Source organism: Bacillus sp. JAS24-2 (assembly GCF_008274905.1).
Classification (GTDB): domain Bacteria; phylum Bacillota; class Bacilli; order Bacillales; family Bacillaceae_G; genus Bacillus_A; species Bacillus_A cereus.
In genome coordinates, this window is sequence record NZ_CP031069.1 from 582,069 (window position 1) to 604,087 (window position 22,019).

The window sequence follows — 22,019 nt, forward strand, 5'->3', positions numbered from 1 at the left end:
TACAGGTCATAAGGCGAAATTATTATATATTAATCACGCTATAAAAATGTTGTAATTAATTGTTCTAAATATACCTAAAACGACTATCAATAATGGTGGTCTTGTTTATATTGGTGAGATTGTACTAGTATGATAGAATAGATTTAACTGTATGACGTAGGGTGGTTGGTTGCTGTCCTTTCTCTTTTTTATGTAGAGGGAAAGGAGGTGACTCCTATGATGGAATATTTACTGTCTTTGCTACAAGATTTGTTGAAAGTATTTTTGACAATTCTTGTTACCGGTTATGGAAACAAACTGGTGAGTAATATTAGCAAAAAACGTAAAAGAACCTCCCTACGCCGTCGGAAGCAAAAGGGAAGTTCTAGAAAAAGAAAATAACTTTATTTAGTAACTACCCGCCTTACGGCAACAGTTACCAGAAGAGATGTATCGAGCATCTCTTCTTTTATTATATACCCAAGGTATTACTGTAATACTACTGTAGTAATAATTATAACAAATGAACATAAAAAATCAATGAGTTAACAATGAATGTAATGGACCAAAGAAAAAACACCCTAAGATGCCTTCTTCCGACTTGAGCCCTCTATAGTAATGTGATTCCTATTAATAAAATGATTTATATAAATAATTCGCTATATCTTTATGTACCCTAGCTGATATAATATATAAGGCAATTATTGGTTAATGAATAGCGTACATATATTGGGGAGGTACATAAGTCATGGAGTTAATAGTTTCTTCATTTGTATTAGTGGTAGTATTCTTTATTCTTTCGATATCTTTAAGTGGTAAAGGTCAGCGAATAGCAAAAGAAGTTTTAAAAGAGCTTATTAATGGTCCTGAGGGGAAAATGTTGGTAGGTTTTTTTGGATCTGCAGCAGTTACAGGAGTAATTTTTGTCCTTTGGCTTTTATTGAACTAAGCATTCCAGTTACTCAGGCTGATACAAGGTGCAAGAAAATTACTGGATAATTAAAGGTACATATATATTAGGAGGTACATAAGCCATGTTAGAGGTAATTACGGCATTTTTCTTACTAATTCTCCATTCTATTGTTTATCTCTTTTCAAGCGGAGAAACTAAGCAAATAGCAAAAAAACATATAAAAGAAATTCTTAATAGTCCGGATGGAGTAATAATATTAATTGTTGCTGCTGCACTTTTAATCGGGGGGGATATATTTATTATCATTATGATTTCAGATACCTTAGCTTAAAACGTATAAGGAAATTAATAGTATACATATAGTAGGGAGTCATAAGTAATGGTATTTATAATTGTGCTATTTTTCATATTTATCATATCTATTATTCTTTCATTATTTTCAAAAGGTGAAACTCAGCAAGAAGCAAAAGAAGTTGTAAACGACATTGTTACTGGTCCTAATGGGAAGACACTATTAATTGTTGCTGTGGTATTTGTAATTGGAGGGATATGTATTGTTGGTAGTATTGTAAATGATGGCTATGAATCACCTAAAAATCCAAGTATGCGAAACGATCGTACACCTTTAAAATGTGCTCATTATGGTGGAGAATGGGACACCGGTGGTCTTTTTGGAGAAGCTAAATGCGTTTATAATAAAACTGATGAATTGGATAATAAATAATATATAAAGGCCTTATCTTTTCTATAGGAAGATGAGGATTTTTTATGCATAAAAAAGACACCTAAGGTGCCTTACTCCGACTTGAACCAATTTAATTTTAATAATATGTGTTGGACTCTAATTCAAATATTATTTTAACACGTTAATTAGTTGCAGTTATTGAGAAATTATAAAAGCCCTCTTTCAAGTGCCTTTTTCTAATGTGTTTACATCCTTAATTGATTGTAAATTGATTTGAATACGTGAATTCACCACGATATTTAATTACAGCGACATAATTACCACTTGTATAGCTATCTGTGATAGGTGTTTGCCAAATTTCTGTTCCAGGAATAAATTCTGGTTCTATTGTTTGGAATCGTTCTAGGGTACCATTTGTGTGGATTTTATAAATTTTCATTTGCGCACCAAAATGTTCCCTACCAAAGTGCTGTGTTAAGTAAAATGTATCACCAGTTATTAAATTCCCAATCTTCCAATCAGGTTGGTATGTACTTTCCTCTGAATTTTGTAAATCCATAATGGTTTTGAATCCCCAATCATCATTAAGTGGATCTGAGTAAGCTGCAGCTGCTTGTGAGGTAGGCTTACTCATTTCTACTGCAGTAAACCCACTAAATGTTAACGCTCCAATTAATGCTATTTTTCCTAATTTCATTGTTGTTTCCTCCTATATTTTTCAGAATTATTAGAAATCATATACAAATAATAATATAATTTGTTGTATTATATTTCAAATATTTTCTAAAAAAATCTAAAATAAAAAGACACCCTAAGATGCCTTCTTCCGACTTATGAATCAAATTTATATTTTGTTCACTTTATTCAGTATGGCGATGATGGCCTTGGTATAGCAATAGAACTAAATCACGCTATAAGCATTAGCGGACATCATAACATTCAAAATCGGTCTTTTATGTCCACTAATACTTAACTTAAGTTTTGGTTTCGTTACTACACAGACTACTATATCCTCTCTAATGACTGTGATTGCATTGTCAAATACTAAAAGTATAACATCTATTTATATCATTTTAATGATTTTATTTCCTCGAATTCCCTCATTTTCTTTTAAAATATCGCTTTCTTCATGCCAGCCTTGTCCATGAACTCAACAGCTTTGATCTTCCCTGCCTTCCATTCCTTGCTTGTTATCCTCTTTCATGTACCAAGCATTAGAATTGAAACCTTTGAGATTACTGTTTCCTTAACCGCAAAGAAAACGCTAAACTTCATATATACTTTTGAGGATGTTCTGTAATACTAATTGGTTTTTATGATAATTATTCATAAGTGGATAATTCACTACGGGCCTCGTCTATTGTATCCCTAGCACTTCTTAACGATTTTAAACATTTGCCTAATTTCGCTAAATCTGTTTGGCTCGCAGCATCTCCATAATTGTCTATAACAAATTGCAAGTTATCCATCGCCTTTAAAATAGATGAATGTAGACCCTTTAATTCTGTTGGGGGTTCTACATATCGTACACTTGAGATGAGATAAGACATTTTATAGAAAACATCGCCTACATCTGAAACCCATGATTTGTTTATAGTACCCTTAATTTCTGCATCAGCCTCTAAAATGCTAAATCGGTTAGCCACATCAGATAGGTCCTTTAAATAATCATTCATAACCCATGCATAATGCTGCTTGTCTAAATGTTTATAATCACTTGTTTCGGCTCTTTGCTTTACTTCTTTTTGATTTCCTATATTTTTTTCATCTGCGGTTAATTCCTCAACTGCTGCTGTAATGGCCTTTATACCTTTTTTGCTACCAATAAGAGCGTCGATAGTTAAAATACTACAGATAAAAATCACAAACATGGCAATCCACTTAGCCCATTTCAGCATAAAAAAACTCCTTACTTAATATATTTCTCCTAATTTATAATATAGGATTAACAACCATATAAAAACTATGTCTCTTTACCTAATACCTTACCTACTATTTTCCCAAAATTGGCATCTTTAAGTAAATCTATATCATGTTAAAAATCCATTTTTAAATATAACATTATTAAATCTTAACATAACACTTCAATGTTGTTGTATCAAGAATATTTTTCCAAACCAAAAACCATTCATAGTCTCCTCTTTTCACCATTAAACCTAATTTATACATAATAAAAAAAGAGGATCGCCCCATAGTAGAGCAGATCCCCTCTTTCACTTCACATACACATAGGCTTCGTTTGCTGTTACATAATATGTTTTACCTTTACTATTGTGCACTCTATATTGTGATAAGTTATTTACACTTACCTTTGTATCAATAATAAATCCTAAACCCATATCTACAGTACCAGCAACATCTTTATCTTGCCAAGATGGAGAATCATAGAAACGTAAATTATTTACTTTTGAAATAACTCTTTTACCAATTACTGTAGCAGATTCATTACCTTGGTAACGAATATATGAAGAATCATAATAAATCCATTGGTTACCACCAAGATGTAACCAGTTTCCTAATTTACCCCATACTTTATAAGCCTCACCTTTTTGTAGCTTACGAATAACACTATTTTCTGTTGATGGTCCAGAGCGGAGATTTACATTGTATCCTTCAATATATGCAATCCCATTCGATTCTACTGTACCAGATATTTCATTTGTTTTTTGTGGTTTGGTATCCACTGTAACCGTGCTCCCGTTATAAACCTTTAACACGTCTGCTCGGAACTTAGCCTCAGATACGCCATGACTACGAAGATAATCCAGTGGATCTTCATGGTCTGTCCCACCTAATTTATAAGTAATATCCCTATGTGTCCATAATCCTTTAGAGGGATGAATATTTCGTTCTCGCAAGATTTCCCCAATTAATTCTATATATTTTTCATATGAACGTTTAAATTTCAATGGATCACTTGTCTCACACAATTCAATATGAACAAATCTTGCATTTGCTGCTGGACCTGCCCCCCATGCCTGATGTTTTGTAGATGCAATTTGAATCTTTTCATCCCAATCCACTGCGTAGTGAACAAACGCTGAACGCCATGTACGAGACTCATATTTTTGAATATTAATTGCTGGTGCCTCTGGGGTAGCTGTAGAATGTGCCACAACACCTTCATAAGCTCCAACACCATAACGGTATGGTTGTTTTGGTAAATCAGGAATAAGTAGCGTTCTATCAGCAAGTACGTTTGTTCCAATTGGTACTACTAGAATCATTGCAACAACTATGGATAAAATATGCTTGTACTTCTTTTTCATTTTCTATCGGCATCCCTTTTTATAATTTTTGTATGGTCAAATAATCCACTAGCTGACAATCCGATAATCATTCCTTGAAATAAATTCATTTTAATATCTTGAGACAAAAATAAAACACCTAGCGTAATGCCAAGTGTTAAATTAAATAACGGAATATATCTTGTTTGCAGTCCAGTTGTTTTTGCAATTTGTGAAATTCCTACAACAACCCCAATCATTGCCGTAATTTCAATCATTACATACCTCCCCCTTTCAAAAAGAAGGTAAGAGCAGCTCCAATTAGTCCACCAATAATAAGGCGTAGGATCCAAGTTGTATTAGCACTGATTTTGTCTAATTGCTTATTGATATTAATAATATCCTTTTCATTACCTGTCGTCCGCATTTCTAAACTTCTAATCTCTAATCGTATATCCTTAATATCTTGCCTTATTTCCTGAACATCACCCTTCACCTCTTGTAAACTATCCATTTTACCACCTCTTTCCCACTTCGTACTTGATTAAAAATAAAAAGCCACTCATAGAGTAGCTCTTTATTCTCATCGTATATTAAAATGTTCTTCTTGTACCCATGTATTTTGTCCAATATCGATATAACCATCTTTTCTCGCAAAAACGCCATATGGATAAGATCCATCTACATTTCCTTTATAATTTCCATTTGGACCATCATATGTGTTAATGCCATAACCTGCTGGATATTTTGAATAAGCATGGAACCACTCTACTTCAAAGTGCTCTTCTTTCGCCCATGCTTCCCAACCTAGGCATAACATGTTTTCATTTCCACCATACCAAGCAGCTTCTATAATTAAATATGGCATTTTTGTATTAATGACATTACCTGTGAACCAAGCATCTTTTCCAGGGCCACTATATAAATTAATACCCGATCCTTCTGGGTATTTAGACGTTGCAATTCCTAGTCCTTTTGGTTGTAGTGGTTTATTATTATCTTTGTTAAATGCTTTGTTTATCTTCTCAATGAATTGATCCAATCTTCCTTCATCGAGCATTCGGTGTGGGCAGTGTTTTCCACTCCACGATTTATGTGTACGTACGTTACTAATGGGTATATTGAATTGTTTCATTAGCTGAGCAATAACAATTGCTGCATTATCTTCTGCTTTATAATATCTATCTCCACCGCTTAAAGAGTAACAAATTTCAACCCCGATAGATTTACGATTACCATTCCCGTTACCATCACCGGCATGCCAAGCATTACGATCAAACGGAATACCTTGCACTGCTTCTTTGTCATCTACTGCAACATGAAACGACACTGAATTATTATTTCCAATCATATACGATATCTCATTTTCTGCTGATGCATCATTGTACGTATTATGTACTGTGATGAATTCTGGTGTCATTGTATTGGGACACTTTATATCATATTTACTTGGATCTACTAATTTTTTTCTAATTTCCATTACTGAACATCTCCTTTTTCTTTTATTTTTTATCATTTAAAATTCCACTGAATTATTAAGTACATCTAGAAACTAAATGCTCATACAGGCCGTATTCTATATAATGGGTTATGGTCCTCACATTAAAAAAAGAAAAAGAGCAACCTGTTACATCAGTTGCTCTTTCAAAAATCCCACTCTATATTCCGCCCAGCATTTTACAGATATTACTCTCATCTCAAGAGGTATGATAACAAGTTTTCTCATTCTACTTAATACGTGCAGATTTAAAGATATTATCTTACATTAAAGTGCTCTTCTTGTACCCATGTATTTTGTCCAATATCGATATAACCATCTTTTCTCGCAAAAACGCCATATGGATAAGATCCATCTACATTTCCTTTATAATTTCCATTTGGACCATCATATGTGTTAATGCCATAACCTGCTGGATATTTTGAATAAGCATGGAACCACTCTACTTCAAAGTGCTCTTCTTTCGCCCATGCTTCCCAACCTAGGCACAACATGTTTTCATTTCCACCATACCAAGCAGCTTCTATAATTAAATATGGCATTTTTGTATTAATGACATTACCTGTGAACCAAGCATCTTTTCCAGGGCCACTATATAAATTGATACCCGATCCTTCTGGGTATTTAGACGTTGCAATTCCCAGTCCTTTTGGTTGTAGTGGTTTATTAGAAGGATCAGTTGTACCACCACCGTCTCCTTTTCCTAAGTAATCTAATGGATTCACAGCATTACTCTTATTAACGTTCCAAGACCCTTTATGCAATTCAAAATGCAAGTGTTGACCACTAGAATCCCCTGTGTTCCCCATAATCCCAATAGTTTGTCCTTGTGTAACATAATCACCTTCTTTGACTGTTCGAGAACCACTACGCATATGGGCATATACTGTTTCCCATGTAACCCCATCAATAGTGTGCACAATCATAATACATTCACCATAACTGGATGAAACATAAGAACGACTAACTCGTCCGCTAGCCGCTGCATAAATTGGATGATAGCCCGATTCAGCAAGATCTATCCCATGATGATCTGGTCTACTCCCCCTAAAACCACTTGTTACTCTCGTTGTATCTGTTGGATAAATAAATTTTGCCATAATAATCTTCCTTTCTATTTATACGTAATATAAAAAGGCACTTAAAAAAGCACCTTTTATAACATTTTTTCTTAATATTTTAATTTATTATTTATAATCAAAGAAACAGAGACCCTTTATTATTACCTTACATTAAAATGTTCTTCTTTTACCCATGTATTTTGTCCAATATCGATATAACCATCTTTTCTCGCAAAAACGCCATATGGATAAGATCCATCTACATTTCCTTTATAATTTCCATTTGGACCATCATATGTGTTAATGCCATAACCTGCGGGATATTTGGAGTAAGCATGGAACCACTCTACTTCAAAGTGCTCTTCTTTCGCCCATGCTTCCCAACCTAGGCACAACATGTTTTCATTTCCACCATACCAAGCAGCTTCTATAATTAAATATGGCATTTTTGTATTAATGACATTACCTGTGAACCAAGCATCTTTTCCAGGGCCACTATATAAATTGATACCCGATCCTTCTGGGTATTTAGACGTTGCAATTCCTAGTCCTTTTGGTTGTAATGGCTTATTATCACCACCACCATTTCCTTCACCAAAATCTACATATTGTTTAACAATTTCAGAGTAGAAGAAATTCCCCCCGTTTTTATATCGATAACCACCATTGTAGGCAACAGCAATAGGGTGACTATATTTCACCATAGCACCAGTCGTATTTCCAAGTGATGGCGCAACAACCGTTTTAGAATACAGATCTGCCACCGGTAATGAATGCTGTTTATTATTAGAAGCTAACCAACGAAGGTAAGCTCGTCCAAAATTATATGATTGAACAATGGCACTTAAATCTGTAATGCCATTGTTCTTTGCATCATCAAAAGCTCCTTTTAAGTGCTTCACTCCGTAATAAATTGAATCTTTAGGATTTTTGATTGTATTCATAGGCCATCCTTGGGATTCACTTGACTGCATAATATCAGGTGTTGTTTCAGAATTTCCGTCACTTTCTACCATAATAATTCCAAGTACGTAAGGAACTAATTCAGACACACCTTGTGCTGAACATTCACTTTCTACCATTGATTGCCAACGTAACACTTGTTGTGGCAGATTCTTTGTTTTAACGGAAGCAGCTAATATACTCATTACTAAATCTCTCCTTATTTTCCTATTATTTTTTTCTACAAAACTTTTACTTTACTAAGTACATCTAACACTTAAATACAAATTATTTTTTAAAATTACTTCATGTTGCTCACCTTCTTTCACAATAAAAAGAGCAACCATAAAAATAGTTGCCCTTTCGTCGAAATCTTATATTACTACTATAAATCACTTTTTCAATACTTTCTGTACACTGCATGTACCCTACAAAAAGGTAACATTAAAACCCATCTACAAACTTGACAATCTTTTTTATTTCAGCATGTTTTCGGCGAATATAGCCTGTACTATAATGTAATTCAAACGCTATTTGTTCTAAGGTCATTCCATCAACATACTTCATTTTGAGTATTTGATGATCTAACCCTGTAAACTTATTAATTAAAATCTTTAAATCAAATACTTCATTCATCTTATGTCCTAATTCATATTCAATAGCTTCAATCCGATCTTCTACTTTAGCCCCTTCCGATTCAGCAGTTAATCGTACATTTTGCAAGTCCCCACTAGTCCAGCGCTTTAACTCTGCTTTTGATTTGTCTAAGTTATATTCTAAATATGCAATTCCTTCTTCTAGTTTCTGATAATCTTTGAGCCAGTCAAACATATAACAATCCCCCTACCTTTCTTTATTTAAATTCTGCTTTTATTTTTATTACCAAAGATAAGCTAACCTTTATTATCAATTTAATAAAATTTATAAATGTTTATTATAATTTATATCTTTTTAATAAAGTTTTTAATCTCTCACGCTCTTCTTCAATAGTTAACTCATTATTTTGTATAGGCTGCTCTTCTGGAACTTCTTCTTTTTCATGTAACCATTCTGGTACCATTTCATTTCGATTGGTATTCCCTAACCTAAATTGTTTTTTATTCTTACCAAGATCAAACTGTGCATCTAGCTTAGCTACATCCTTGAGTGTTTTTACCTTTTTGGCTTCCCAATTTTTAAGAATCCGACGTATATATCTCCACTTTGGTACATTTTCATCAATTGATCTATTTACTGCTTCCCCAATTATTTCACTACCTAATGATTCACAAAATGCACCAAGCTCTATAATCGCTACTTCACTTAATGAAATTCTATTCTTCATTAAAAATTGATGACTTATTTTAAAATCATCATTTATTAACCTTTGTGAGATTAATTTTTGTTTCTTATCATAACGATGATTTATATTTTGTATATCAGTATTTAGTTCTTTCGTACTTTGTATATTAGTATTTAGTAGCTTGTGATTATCCACCGGTAGGTTTCCATCAACAGGTTTTCCAGCAGGTGGGTTTTCCACTGGTGGAAAATCATCCATTGGGATTTCGTAAATAATCGTCTCCCACCTAACAATTTTGTTTTTTTCATCTCTAACAGGAAATCTTTTAATATATCCGTATTCTTTTAATTCCTGCATTCCAGCTCTTAAGCTATTAATACCGTCTTTTGCATGTTGCGATAATTCCTCTCTATAAAACACCCAATCATCTGGAAGTGTGAGTATGTAGGCTAATATCCCTTTCGCCTTCCAAGAAAGTCTTTTATCCTTTAAACCGGTATTATTAATAACGGAATAATTATTATCTTTTTTTACTCGGAAAATCCCCATAGTATCTACCTCTCATATTTTCAAACCTTTGTTTACCTACTTATTGCATTCTTTAACTGTCCATTCACAGTTCTCTCATTCTGTCAAAATCAATAAATTCTTTTGCGATACCTATATCTCATCAACAAACCTTCTGCACTTGTTACAATCTCTAATCCAATTCCTCCATTATTAAAATTTCGAAGGTCCGTACTCACTACCTTCAACTTCCTCCTGACAAAATCTATTTTTCACTATTCTCAAACCAGAGCGAGGTTAAAAAGAACTTAAAGTTCGATTTATTGCTAAAAAAAATATCATCTACACTCTTATCAAAAAACTGTGCAATCTTTCTAGCTGTCTCCATTGATGGAGTTCTTTCTTTTTGATCAATCATTCGAATATAGCGTTCAGTTACTTCGCAATAGCTAGCAATTTCTTTATATAAGTTTTTTTTCGGATCGTACATTTTATTTCCCATTATCCCACCTCCATAAGAACAATTAGTTCTAAATATAGATTAAAGAACTAATTGTTCTTTGTCAATGCACAAAAGAACTTTTTGTGCTAAAATGGATTCAAAGAGAACAATTAGTTCAATTAGAGAGGTGAACAATGTGATAGGACTTAGAATAAAATCCTTACGAAAAAAAGAGAATTTAACCCAAAAACAACTGGCAGAAAAAATCGGCGTATCCCAAAGAATGATAGGTTACTACGAATCAGAAGAGAGATTCCCTCCACATGATGTTCTCAGTAAATTAGCTGATTGCTTTTCAGTTTCAGCTGACTATTTACTTGGTCGATCTGTTACAGACAAACCAAACGAACAAGTAACGCCAAAAGATGAGAAAGATATAGCAAAAAGAATGGAAGAAATAAAGAAAGATCTACAAGGCGAAGATGGTTTAATGTTCTCTGGTGAACCTATGAGTCAAGAAGCAGTAGAGTCATTATTAGATGCGATGGAGTACATTGTAAAACAAACAAAAGTAATCAATAAAAAATACGTGCCTAAGAAATATCGTAATCCAGACGATAACTGATGCAAGCTTAGGAGGGAAAACATTGAAATTCGTCATTAGAGATCTAGTCCAACAACTTAGCACCAAATACAACACGACAAACCCCTATGAGCTTGCGGATTACTTGAAAATACATGTACTGACATGGGATTTACATGAAGAAATAAATGGTTTTTATAAATATGAAAAAAGAAATCGTTTCATTGTTATTAATACTAATTTATCTCCATCTATGCAGAGGACTGTTTGTGCTCATGAATTAGGACACGCAGTTCTACACACTCATGCAAATACACCTTTTTTGCGTAAGAATACATTCTTTTCCGTTGATAAATTAGAGATAGAAGCAAATACGTTTGCTGCGCTTTTGTTAATTGACAAAAAGACCATTCAACCTGGTGATACAAAAGCATGTATAGCATACAAAAATAATATTCCAGTTGAACTATTAGAATTCTATAAACCTTTTTAAAAGGACTACAAGCTTCATATGGCTTGTAGTCCGTCTTATTCATCACAAAATGATTATCCTTTACGCGATTAACTGAATAACCCAATGCTCATGATAGTATATTTTAAAGAAAATAAAGAAAAGACACCCTAAAGTGCCTTCCTCCGAATTGAAACCTCTTAATTACATTGCATTATCTTTACATGAGAAAAGAAGATATCAATTAAGATGCCTTCTTTTACTTGTACAATTGATGTTAAGAAGATATGCATTGCCTAAATACGATAAAAAAACATAACAATCATCGAGTAAGCTTATTATAGCAGCAATACTTGAACTACCCCCACTTTCAATTGATCCCCCCATTTTGGAGGGACTATAAATTTAATATGCTATTCCCTATCCAAAATGGATAGCAGTTTTTGATTAATTAGGTATAGCTGCTATCCATTTCGAAATTAAACCTTTATAAAGTATTTTAAGTTTTTCTTTATGGCCCTAATGATTTCTCATTTCATTAAAATAGAATTATAAGAAAATATAGATTTTTTTCTTACTGAATATATATGCACTAATTGTAAATTCTAATCGATGTAATAACATGATTAAATTAGGAGGGTTTATATATGACATTAAGAAATTATAACGTTTTAAAGGGAAAAGCTGTTAATACAGACGTAGCTAAGTCTGGAAAACCACATTTTGAAATCCATGTTAAAGATGAGCAGAACCACGATTACAGAATAGCTGTTAACATTGAGTCGGGATCACGTCCATCTGAAGTCCTTTACTTTGCTAGTGAAAATTTCAATTCGGAACAAATTACAAAATTACCACAATTAAATTCTGGATTCACTTCGATAACCGAAAACAATAGAGACATTGCTCTAGACTATATTCGTGGAAATTTATTCGATCCAAAGCAAATGATTGCGCTCCCTCCAAATAAACCAGGTGAAAATAACGATTTGAAAGACAAAATTGAGGGATACATAAGTGAAGCGATGGATAAGAAAGCAACTCTATATGCTTTTGGCGAGGCATGGGGCCCCGAGGAAAATGAGCCAGATAAATATTTTGGTTTTGTACCTGGTAGCGGTATACATGATATTCATATGAATCAAGGTAATATCGCTAGATGGAAATCTGATGATGGAATATGGCAAGATGGCGGTCTTCTTATTCATTTTGAAGATGAAAATAGATGGGTAGGAATATTCTTAGCTTTCCAATCTCAATCGTGGTGTACAGATGAAAATGGCCACGCCACTAAACCAGCCAAGCAGTGTGATCATTTACATTCAAATCATTAAGTTATAATATGGGTACTTTTAGACATGCATTAAGTTGCATTCTAAAAGTACCCAATATCAATGCTTTATCCATTTATATTACCATTATATAAGCTGACCTTATTTCATTTTCTAGTTATCGTTCTACGTAAACTAGAAACTACTTTTTAGGTTTCTTAATCTATCCCCTCTTCCATTTTCTATACTGCATCATAGACTACACCTGATACACCACTTTCAATACAGTTGCATATGCAAACCTATCTAATCCAATATTTAAAGTAGTTTTCAAAATTCTCTTTTTTATTACTAAATTCTAATATTAATTTTTAAATCTAATACATTTTTAGAATTAAATAATTATAATTCTCTAATCATAACATTTTTATCATTTTAGCCAAGAAGACTCCTTCCTCAAGAAACGCGAAGTGAGTATGGGGGATGAATTGGCTTCGAACAAGGGATGGCAAGGAGCCATCTTAATTGTTCGACATACATAAAGTGTTACTTCACTCTCAAACGAATATATGTTTGGTATGTAATAGTCATATACCGAAATGGAGGTGAATGAAATGATAATTAATAAAGCCTATAAGTTTCGTATCTATCCAAATCAGGCACAAGCAATTCTAATTAACAAAACGATAGGTTGTTCTCGCTTTGTATTCAATTATTTCCTATCCCTATGGGATCACGGCATACAAAGAAACTGGGAAAGGTTTAACATATGGTACATGCTCTGCCAAACTTCCTGCCATGAAGAAAGAGTTTGTTTGGCTAAAAGAAGTGGATAGTATTGCGATTCAGTCGTCTGTTCGCAACCTTGCGGATGCGTATACACGCTTTTTCAAAAAACAACTGGCATCGTTACATTAGGATCTACATTCAGTTTTTGCATCTGTTAGAGAGATTCAAGTTAATGAGCAAGAACCATAAGTTACATTTACAAGGCGAATACACCGTTATAATCATATTAAAAATATTAAGTATATCTTTTTACAATTTCTCAAATTGTTAATACTCATTGGATTTCTGCTTGTTGCCAAACTCTTACTACGATATCTTTATCAACGTGCTTACTAATAGTTCTTCCGTTTCTCCTTTTAGACTAATTAGAAATAAAATCCAACTCGCGTAAAATAAATTTCCAAATGGATTCTTCACCCGTCACGACAGAAACTCTGCCTACCATTCCCATATGTAATTCATCAAATTCATTTGTATCAATTGAAGCTTCCATTTCATACATATATGTTTTGGAATCTTTATCAAAAATAGGATGGGCAGATATGTAAGTTACAGTCCCAACCTGCTTATCGGTCTTTTTTAATTTAAAGGAATACTGTGCTTTGTCTCCTTTTTTTATCCCTTTTACTTCTTGAGCAGGCATTAATATCTTTATCTTTTTGATATTTTCCTTTGGAATAATCGATATTAACTCTTGACCTGGTTCGACTAAATCACCTTTTTGTAAAATAGAGGTGAATTGTATAACACCATCATTTGGTGCCTTTATAACAGTCGTTTCACCTTGGTGATGTAAGCTTTCCATTTCTTGTTTTTTTACAAATAGTTCCTCATCTACTGACTGAATACGCTGATTAATTGAAACAATAGCATCCTCTTTATATTTTCGTAAAGTAAATTTCTTTTGCTCTTGTTTTCCTTCCTTAACTGATTCAATTTTACTTCTTTCATTTTCTAATGTTACTTTTCTTTGTTCGACTCTTTTTTCTACATTAGTTTGTTGCGCCTCTAATGATTGAATCCTTTCATTAATTGAATCGATTTGTTCTGATGTCGTCTTTTCTTTCTGTTTTTGAGTCAATTTTAGCTCTCTTTGTATGTTTTCCTTTTCCGCAAGTAACCCTTGTAAAACCTCATCTTGCTCGTTAGGTAACTTATTATTCATGAGGGATTTAATCTCATTATCCTGTTCTTTTTCTAAAGCTTGATACCCTTGCTCATATGCTTTGTATTCATCACGTATTTTTTGATCTAAATCCTTAGAAAAAATTGCTTTTTCAGATTTAATACTCTGTTTTAGCTGTTCTAACATTGCTTTTTGTTCTTCTACATGTTTTATAATGTTATTTAGTTGATTCTGTTTACCTGTTAACTCCTGGTTCTTCAATTGGAGTAAGGTCTCTCCTTTTTTTACTTCATCACCAGATTGCACAGAAATAGTGTCTACAATACCTACAATTTGCGTACGAATTGTACTGCTATTTGATTTCCCTTCAACTATAGCAGTACCTTTGCTAACAATATCTACTTTACCAACATATGCCCAAATAGCAAAAACTAATAGACATAAAAAAAGAAAACTCAACAATATAGCTATAAAACGAGGCGGTTTTCTTTCTAATAACTCAACACTATCCGTTAATTCATCAAAAGAGTATATTTTAACCATATTGTCCACCTCGCATTGCATCAAATTCAGTCTCCAGATACTCTGCATGAACGGTTTGATTTTTCCATAGACGATAATACTCACCTTTTTGAATTAATAATTCCTCATGAGACCCTTTTTCTAGGATATTTCCTTTTCCCATTACAAAAATTCTATTGGCATGTTGAATGGTACTAAGTCGATGTGCAATCATGATAACCGTTATGCCTTTGGATCCTAAGTCTTTTAACATATCTGTAATATGCTTTTCTGTTGTTGAATCTAAGTTACTGGTTGCTTCGTCTAAAATAATAATATCTGGTTTTTTTAACAGTGCCCTTGCAATAGCTAATCTCTGTCTTTGACCGCCAGATAGATTTGAAGCATTTTCCTCTAAATGAGTTTCATAGCGTAAAGGTAAATCACAAATAAATTCATGCGCACATGCACTCTTACAAGCTTGAATAATTTCTTCTAACGAAAGCATTTGTTCTAATCCAAATCGTAAATTATCATAAATAGATCCACTAAAGAAGAATGAATCTTGTGATACATAAGCAATACGATCTCTTAGTGCTGTACGATTAACCTCTTTTATATGAAATTCGTCATAATATATGTCACCTTTTTGTGGTTCATAATAATTCATTAATAACTTAGCAATAGTCGTTTTACCTGAACCACTTTCTCCTACAAATGCGACTTGGTGACCTGATTGAATCGAAAAATTGATATTCTCCAACACGTTTTTACGTGTTCCATATCGGAATGTAACATCTGACCACTCTATCTTCCCAGATAATGCTTTAGGAGAAACTTTACGATATTCTGTTTCATCTTTTTCTCCATCTAAGTCTAAAATTTCATTTAATCGTTCGCCAGCAACTAATGCAGATTGCATCGTAGGTTGAATACCGATTAAATTTTCAATTGGATTTAAGAAATATCCTAAAAGTGCATTATATGTAATTAATTCGCCAATTGTCATATTTCCTTTTAGGACTTGTATTGCTCCCACCCAAAGAATAACAGTACCTCCAATAAGTGCTAAAACCATTTTAATAGAACCTTGTAAATTTGATAACATTCCTCTTTTAAATGTATGTTTTAATAAGTTTACAAAGCGATTTTCTGTTTGAAAAAACACTTCTTTTTCCGCATTATAGGACTTTATTGTCGCGATTCCATTTAATGATTCCACTAAATACGATGTTAATTTAGCATTACTTTCCATTTCATTACGGTTTATGGTCTGATAGGGCTTATGAAATAAAAAAATAACCCCTATATAAAATGGGATGAGAAGTAATGTAACTACAAATAAAGTGGAGCTTTGCACATATAATAAAATACCACCCAACAAAACCATAACTGTATCAATCATTAATGTAATAGTAATTGTCGATAAAGCTTCACGTATTTTACTTGCATCCATAAAGCGGGAAATAATTTCACCGACTTTGCGGGTTTCAAAAAAATTCATAGGTAAGCCTACAACATGATGATAATATCCAAGCATTAATTGAATATCCATCCGTCTACTTAAATATAGTATAAGGTGCGTCCGAAAATAGGAGAGTAATACTTTAAAAATGTATAAAATCACAATTCCTATAGATACTATATGCAGTGTTTGTAGCAATTGTTTCGTCACAATATCATCAATTAAAAACTTAAAATAAAATGCGCCAGCAAAACCAAATATATTAAAAAAAATAGAAGCTATAAATAGTGGAAGTAGCAAGCTCATTTGAGGTCTTAATAGTGAAAAAAATCGAGATAATGTCCCTTGAGATTCCTTCCCTTTTTGGAAATTCTGACGGGGAGCCAGTAGTATCAATATTCCTTGCCAAATCTGACCGAAATCAACCGATGTATATGTAACAAGCCCTTGTGCTGGATCTGCTACATAAATTTTACCGTTCTTTACTTTGTGTATGACTACATAATGAAGTAGCCCACCGTCCATAACGACATGAGCAATAGCTGGCAAAGGTATTTCTGACAATGCATCTATGCTCTCTGCTTTTACACCCTTCGTATCAAAATCCAATCTATTAGCCGCTGTTAGTAAACCCTTAATGTTTGTGCCATGTAGGTCTGTTCCAGCAATTTCTCGAATTTTTGATATGGATATTGTAAGGCCGTAGTGGCGTGAGATCATAGCTAAACAAGCTGGACCACAGTCTTTTAAATCGTGTTGTTTGATACAACGAAACTTCTTTCGAACCAATATACTACCTTCTCTCTCAGTGATAAAACTGCTAAGTTACAAAACATTTTATTATCAAAGTGGCAGATACGAAATTTGCTATTACTTTTTACGTAGGGTATTTACTGTTTCTACAAATGTAGTAGCATCTGCATTCGTAATTTTATTAAATTTCAAGAATTCATCATTGTACTGCATTCGGATTCGAATTCCGAAAATATTCTTTTTTAATGTGAATGAAGAGATCCCTTCATAAAGGAATTCTTCAACTATTTCGTTTTTAAAATTCATAAAAGGTGTTCCGTAAAAAATCATTCTTTGCTCAGTGGCAACTAATATGCCGGGACGAGCACAATTTCGGTTGACATATTGGTCGAATGAACATTGTAATGTACACAATATGTTTTCAGTAGAATCCAATTGTTCCTTTATTTTTCCTAATGACTTTTGCATTCCAAAAACTCCTTACAATTTTATTTTGAGTTAGGATCTATCTCTCTTAGCCATAAATCCTAACTCAAAATAAAAGTATTTACAGTAGTTAGGATATACTATTTATTTACTTAAAAAATTTTCAATATTATCTTTTAAAGCATTTAAGTTTGATTTGATTTCATCTAGCATAATGTCATCCTTTATTATAGAAAACATTTGAAAAGCCTTTGCATAATTCCCCACATTAAAATACAACATGCCTAATAGATAAAAGATATGATACCCATTAGAATTTATTATGGAATAAGGAGATTCGACCTTTCTCATATGTTGAAAACTTTTCTCGGTAAGAAGTGAAATTTGAGATGACTGGTATTCCCAGCTACTGATTAAATTATAGTATAATCCATCAATACAATACGGGAATCCATTAGATAATTCATTAGCAATTCCATGTAGCGCTTCAAAATTATGATTATTATGATAGAGATCTGCTAACATTAAAAGAGATAATAAATAAAAATGATTATTTTTTTGCTCATTTTTACTATTCTTTATTCCTTGTACGAGTGTATGAATTACTGCTTCATCAGAATAACCAGCTAATTTTCTTTCTCTGGCTAAGAAATAAAACCATCTGATGTTGTCTGGTTCAATGCGTACCATTTCATTTTCTAAATCTAGATTTCTTTTATATTTGTTTTTTAATTCAATTATTTCTGGCTTATACCCATCATGGTTAAGTACAAAATCAGTAGTAAAATAGATTAAGTCGTCCCCTTTTTTCTGGATATTATAACGTAAATCTTCATGGATCATTCCAAAGTATCTGAGATTATCATTCTTTTTAAAAATCCTTTTATTAAAATCCAACTCTTGGTTATCATGATTTTTAATTTTCGGACAGATAACCATTGGAGATTTAGGAAATTCATAAAATAATTCTAAGAAATCCCTTAAATCCTCTTGGTTGATTTCTAAATCCTCATCCGCATCAATCTGAAATATCCAATCGCCCGTCGAATAATCTATTAACTGATTTCTACATTCCGAAAAATCATCTTTCCACTCTGTGCAATATAATTTTACATCCGGGAATTTTTTTTGTATGATTTCTAGTGTTTTATCAGTAGAACCAGTGTCTAAAACAATAATCTCATCTGCAAAATTTTTAATACTTCTAATACATCTCTCAATACATCTTTCTTCATTTAAAGTCATGATATTCACAGAAACCTTAATTCTTTTAGTGACTAGAAAGCTTTTTAACATTTCTATAAATTGTATATCACTTAAATGATTTATCTCATCAATTGTGCCTGAATGTAATTCAGAAAGTAATTCGTTAACTTCTTCTGAATATTTATGAATGTGGTTTAACAATGCTAATCGTTTCTTAACCTTTTTTAATAAGCTATTATCATCAATATCCATTGTTAATAATTTATTACATGCTATTTCAAAAAAATTTATATTATATCTTAATTCTTTTGAAACATAATTAAAGTTTGTCATATATCATCCCTGCTTTAATGTAATAGCTACAGGGTTAGTTTTGTAAACTAACCCTGTAGCTATTATTTATTAATAAAAGTTATTAACGGCTACCATATGATCCTTTTAAGTAACCACCGCCACTAGAAGTGTATGTGCTACCTTTGATATATGCGTCGCCCATACCGCAACCATAAGGGAAAGATACAAGTCCTCTACCAAAGTCTGCGCCCCATCTTAGATGGTCTCTCCAGCCTCCACCATTAATTTCTTCTAATTCAATTTCTTCTAGATTTTTTAATAAACTATTTTCTTTGTTTAAAGTTTTCATACATAACATCCTCCATTTTTTAAAATCATTATATAAATATATTGTAAGCTTACGATATTCATTGTACAACTATAAGGAAACGTTTTCAATAGTTTTTTTACAAAATATTAATTTTAGATTATATTTGCAGAATAATATATTCAGCACACATTTTCCAAGTTTGCCCATCATTATGATTAATAGTATAGTAAAGTAAATTACATAGTTCCTAACCAGGATTTATAATTTCACAACATGCCAAAGGAGTAGATCATGCAGAAACGTTTACATCATTTTATTTATAACTTAAGATTCCCTTATTTCATCATACTTATGACTATAGCTACATTTGTACTACCATTGTTATCCTTTCTTATACCAATAGAAGACGCGCAACGAAATCCGATTGAGGATACCACTCTTATTCGGCAAGTTATATCTGGTTGTGTCGTAGCCCCGCTAATAGAAACAGCCCTTTATCAAATGTTTTTGTTTTGGATTTTAAAAGATATTCCATTTGTGCGTAAATACGATAATATCCCAACGATTTTTCTTTCAGCCATTATTTTTGGAACTATTCACTCATATGGGCTTTCCTATATAGTTTATAGCGCCCTAATGGGTGTCATTTTAGGATACTCATATTGGATTTATCAAAAAAAGAAAGAAAAAACATCCAAAGCCCCCTCCGCCTATTGGGTTGTTTTTTTAATCCATGCATTACATAATTTATTTACCTTTCTATTAAAAAATTTCTTTTAAACAGATTATGATTTGAACAGCAATCTAAGGAATTTTCAAAGTAAAAATTATAATTCACCTTGAATTAAAAAATTCATAAAAAACGCTATTCTTTCTGTATATTTCTACAAAAAGAATAGCGTTTTTTAATTTAAATTAATATAAAATTATCTTGTCTTGATAATTTTCATTCTAGTTTAAACTTCCTGCAAAAACTTTACAGAATTAAATCCTTGTACAGCAAATTTATGCTTCCTGTTGCTGACTAAAGTCCTGCGTGGACTTTCCCGTATCGTAAATTCTGTAACCCCTTCTCATAATTATTGACTTACTTTTACTATTCACTTTAAATACCTTTGCATATTTTGATTTACTGCATAGACATAACATCCATTTATTCCTCGTGACAATAATATATAATAAATTTGTTTAATATAGGATGTTCACTCTTCATTATTTAAATCCGTTCCCTTAATCGGAAGGGCGTTTCGATCTTTATACTCTTTTGGATTGACGATGATGTTTGCTTTATTCAGATCATAGTCTCCATTTTCTTCACCTGTTTGACACTCCCACGCCTAAAACCGCAAGTCCTATACCTTACGGTGTAACGGATGGGATTCTTGAATGACTAAGCATTCGCAGTCCATTTCTGTTGTAATAGGATCTTTTATATCAAATAGATTCTTATCCTTTTGCGTAGACCATTTCAAAAAACTGTAAAACGATTGTCGCTTTACAGTTCGTTATATTTTTTATTACTTCCAAATACTTTTTCTACAGGATATTTCTCTGCATTCTTTACTAACTTAGCATGTACTACTTCTTGTAAATGGATAGTTAATTTATCACTTAGCATAAGTAAATAAATCATTACATCGGCCACTTCTTCTTTCATTTCCTGCATTTTCGTTTCTATTGCTTCTTCACTGGACTTCCATTGAAAAGTCTCAAGCAACTCTGATGCTTCTAAATTTAAGGAAATTGCTAGATCCTTCGCATTATGAAACTGACTCCAATTTCTCTCATCTCGAAATTTTATTACTGCCTTTTGCAAATCTTCCATCACTATTGATCTTCTCTCAATTACTTACGATCTCTTTAAAACAAAACTCATGACATCTAGAATTCCATCTAATTAACCTTAACCCAGATATAATCATCTTCATATTTAACATTTAATTTTAATCGAATCCCTTTCATATAGCCCTCTAATTGTTTTGTAAAATCCTTATCATCGGCCTGATCATATCTATCTACGTCCAAATATAACTTAAATATATTTCCTTTCGTTAAATCAAACTCCCATTTTATAAAATTATGTAGTATGTTTTCCTTACTCATGTAGCAATTAGCTTCCATATAATCTAATAATTCGTGTAGATTATAGTATACCAAGTTATTTGGTTTAAGCTCTTCACATTTGGGACAATATTCTCTGTATCTATTTTGTAATTGCATAATCATCTCTGTCCCACATTGTTTGCAGTTATACATGTAGCATTCCCCTTTACTGGTTAACCTAATTTTTCTCTCTTATGTTCTTCCT

25 protein-coding genes and 3 pseudogenes are annotated in these 22,019 nt (G+C 32.5%); 9 read left to right on the top strand and 19 right to left on the bottom strand.

The window, feature by feature from the left end:
• Positions 1–216: 216 nt before the first annotated feature.
• The 4 genes and pseudogenes from DN407_RS31880 (at position 217) to DN407_RS29905 (ending at position 1,616) form a co-directional block, all read left to right on the top strand.
• On the top strand, positions 217–381 hold the full coding sequence (locus DN407_RS31880; protein WP_165375055.1) for a hypothetical protein: 165 nt from the start codon (positions 217–219) through the stop codon (positions 379–381).
• Between the two features lie 346 nt (positions 382–727).
• Positions 728–928, top strand: a complete 201-nt coding sequence (locus DN407_RS29895; protein WP_086388392.1) for a hypothetical protein — start codon at positions 728–730, stop codon at positions 926–928.
• Between the two features lie 85 nt (positions 929–1,013).
• A pseudogene (locus DN407_RS29900) lies at positions 1,014–1,203 on the top strand (hypothetical protein).
• 68 nt (positions 1,204–1,271) lie between these two features.
• A complete protein-coding gene (locus DN407_RS29905) occupies positions 1,272–1,616 on the top strand; it encodes a hypothetical protein (RefSeq protein ID WP_000231285.1) in 345 nt (114 codons plus the stop codon).
• Positions 1,617–1,830: 214 nt separating this feature from the next.
• Here DN407_RS29905 and DN407_RS29910 read toward each other — a convergent pair whose 3' ends face one another.
• From DN407_RS29910 to DN407_RS29960, 11 genes are all read right to left on the bottom strand, one after another.
• Entirely contained in the window at positions 1,831–2,274 is a 444-nt protein-coding gene (locus DN407_RS29910) for a DUF5065 family protein (RefSeq protein ID WP_000765884.1), read from the bottom strand.
• 625 nt (positions 2,275–2,899) lie between these two features.
• Positions 2,900–3,475, bottom strand: coding sequence for a hypothetical protein (locus tag DN407_RS29915; RefSeq protein WP_086388391.1), 576 nt, complete (start codon positions 3,473–3,475; stop codon positions 2,900–2,902).
• Between the two features lie 315 nt (positions 3,476–3,790).
• Positions 3,791–4,846 carry an N-acetylmuramoyl-L-alanine amidase gene (locus DN407_RS29920; RefSeq protein WP_149217077.1) on the bottom strand — a complete coding sequence of 352 codons (1,056 nt, stop codon included), beginning with the start codon at positions 4,844–4,846 and terminating at the stop codon, positions 3,791–3,793.
• Positions 4,843–5,082, bottom strand: coding sequence for a holin (locus DN407_RS29925; protein ID WP_149217078.1), 240 nt, complete (start codon positions 5,080–5,082; stop codon positions 4,843–4,845). The genes DN407_RS29920 and DN407_RS29925 overlap by 4 nt, the downstream gene beginning before the upstream one ends.
• Positions 5,082–5,318, bottom strand: coding sequence for a hemolysin XhlA family protein (locus tag DN407_RS29930; protein WP_000377825.1), 237 nt, complete (start codon positions 5,316–5,318; stop codon positions 5,082–5,084). The genes DN407_RS29925 and DN407_RS29930 overlap by 1 nt, the downstream gene beginning before the upstream one ends.
• 69 nt (positions 5,319–5,387) lie before the next feature.
• Complete coding sequence (locus DN407_RS29935; RefSeq protein ID WP_149217079.1) at positions 5,388–6,284, bottom strand: peptidoglycan recognition protein family protein; 897 nt, start codon at positions 6,282–6,284, stop codon at positions 5,388–5,390.
• A 275-nt stretch (positions 6,285–6,559) separates the two neighbouring features.
• Complete coding sequence (locus tag DN407_RS29940) at positions 6,560–7,402, bottom strand: M23 family metallopeptidase (protein ID WP_149217080.1); 843 nt, start codon at positions 7,400–7,402, stop codon at positions 6,560–6,562.
• 122 nt (positions 7,403–7,524) lie between these two features.
• On the bottom strand, positions 7,525–8,511 hold the full coding sequence (locus DN407_RS29945; protein WP_149217081.1) for a lysozyme family protein: 987 nt from the start codon (positions 8,509–8,511) through the stop codon (positions 7,525–7,527).
• Between the two features lie 238 nt (positions 8,512–8,749).
• Positions 8,750–9,136: a hypothetical protein gene (locus tag DN407_RS29950; protein WP_098685367.1), complete on the bottom strand. Its 387-nt coding sequence runs from the start codon at positions 9,134–9,136 to the stop codon at positions 8,750–8,752.
• A gap of 103 nt (positions 9,137–9,239) precedes the next feature.
• Positions 9,240–10,136 (bottom strand): DnaD domain protein, encoded by an 897-nt coding sequence (locus DN407_RS29955; RefSeq protein WP_149217082.1) that lies wholly within the window; start codon positions 10,134–10,136, stop codon positions 9,240–9,242.
• A gap of 223 nt (positions 10,137–10,359) precedes the next feature.
• Positions 10,360–10,596: a helix-turn-helix transcriptional regulator gene (locus DN407_RS29960; protein ID WP_086388376.1), complete on the bottom strand. Its 237-nt coding sequence runs from the start codon at positions 10,594–10,596 to the stop codon at positions 10,360–10,362.
• 136 nt (positions 10,597–10,732) lie between these two features.
• On the opposite strand from DN407_RS29960, the gene DN407_RS29965 reads away from it, so the two are divergent.
• The 4 genes and pseudogenes from DN407_RS29965 to DN407_RS29980 all read left to right on the top strand — a co-directional run.
• The gene (locus tag DN407_RS29965; protein ID WP_086388377.1) at positions 10,733–11,161 is read left to right on the top strand and encodes a helix-turn-helix domain-containing protein; all 429 of its coding nucleotides are present in this window, start codon (positions 10,733–10,735) and stop codon (positions 11,159–11,161) included.
• Positions 11,162–11,183: 22 nt separating this feature from the next.
• On the top strand, positions 11,184–11,612 hold the full coding sequence (locus DN407_RS29970) for an ImmA/IrrE family metallo-endopeptidase (protein ID WP_065705253.1): 429 nt from the start codon (positions 11,184–11,186) through the stop codon (positions 11,610–11,612).
• Between the two features lie 605 nt (positions 11,613–12,217).
• The gene (locus DN407_RS29975; protein ID WP_086388378.1) at positions 12,218–12,904 is read left to right on the top strand and encodes a YukJ family protein; all 687 of its coding nucleotides are present in this window, start codon (positions 12,218–12,220) and stop codon (positions 12,902–12,904) included.
• 551 nt (positions 12,905–13,455) lie between these two features.
• A pseudogene (locus tag DN407_RS29980) lies at positions 13,456–13,741 on the top strand (helix-turn-helix domain-containing protein); the annotation flags it as partial.
• 250 nt (positions 13,742–13,991) lie between these two features.
• Here DN407_RS29980 and DN407_RS29985 read toward each other — a convergent pair.
• The 5 genes from DN407_RS29985 to DN407_RS30005 form a co-directional block, all read right to left on the bottom strand.
• Entirely contained in the window at positions 13,992–15,299 is a 1,308-nt protein-coding gene (locus DN407_RS29985) for a putative HlyD family type I secretion protein (RefSeq protein ID WP_149217083.1), read from the bottom strand.
• Positions 15,292–17,511, bottom strand: a complete 2,220-nt coding sequence (locus DN407_RS29990; protein WP_098348310.1) for a peptidase domain-containing ABC transporter — start codon at positions 17,509–17,511, stop codon at positions 15,292–15,294. Before DN407_RS29990 ends, DN407_RS29985 begins: the two co-directional genes overlap by 8 nt.
• An 81-nt stretch (positions 17,512–17,592) precedes the next feature.
• Entirely contained in the window at positions 17,593–17,943 is a 351-nt protein-coding gene (locus DN407_RS29995) for a PH domain-containing protein (protein WP_001172489.1), read from the bottom strand.
• A 102-nt stretch (positions 17,944–18,045) separates the two neighbouring features.
• The gene (locus DN407_RS30000; protein WP_098887218.1) at positions 18,046–19,440 is read right to left on the bottom strand and encodes a glycosyltransferase family 2 protein; all 1,395 of its coding nucleotides are present in this window, start codon (positions 19,438–19,440) and stop codon (positions 18,046–18,048) included.
• A gap of 82 nt (positions 19,441–19,522) precedes the next feature.
• Positions 19,523–19,750, bottom strand: a complete 228-nt coding sequence (locus tag DN407_RS30005; protein WP_000854592.1) for a hypothetical protein — start codon at positions 19,748–19,750, stop codon at positions 19,523–19,525.
• A gap of 252 nt (positions 19,751–20,002) precedes the next feature.
• On the opposite strand from DN407_RS30005, the gene DN407_RS30010 reads away from it, so the two are divergent.
• Positions 20,003–20,491: a CPBP family intramembrane glutamic endopeptidase gene (locus DN407_RS30010; protein ID WP_098348312.1), complete on the top strand. Its 489-nt coding sequence runs from the start codon at positions 20,003–20,005 to the stop codon at positions 20,489–20,491.
• 320 nt (positions 20,492–20,811) lie between these two features.
• Here the strand turns inward: DN407_RS30010 and DN407_RS33035 are convergent.
• The 3 genes and pseudogenes from DN407_RS33035 to DN407_RS30025 form a co-directional block, all read right to left on the bottom strand.
• Positions 20,812–21,033: pseudogene (locus DN407_RS33035) on the bottom strand (DNA/RNA helicase domain-containing protein); the annotation flags it as partial.
• A gap of 173 nt (positions 21,034–21,206) precedes the next feature.
• Positions 21,207–21,536, bottom strand: coding sequence for a nucleotide pyrophosphohydrolase (locus DN407_RS30020; RefSeq protein WP_098685370.1), 330 nt, complete (start codon positions 21,534–21,536; stop codon positions 21,207–21,209).
• A 68-nt stretch (positions 21,537–21,604) separates the two neighbouring features.
• The gene (locus DN407_RS30025; RefSeq protein WP_098685371.1) at positions 21,605–21,967 is read right to left on the bottom strand and encodes a hypothetical protein; all 363 of its coding nucleotides are present in this window, start codon (positions 21,965–21,967) and stop codon (positions 21,605–21,607) included.
• Between the last annotated feature and the right edge of the window lie 52 nt (positions 21,968–22,019).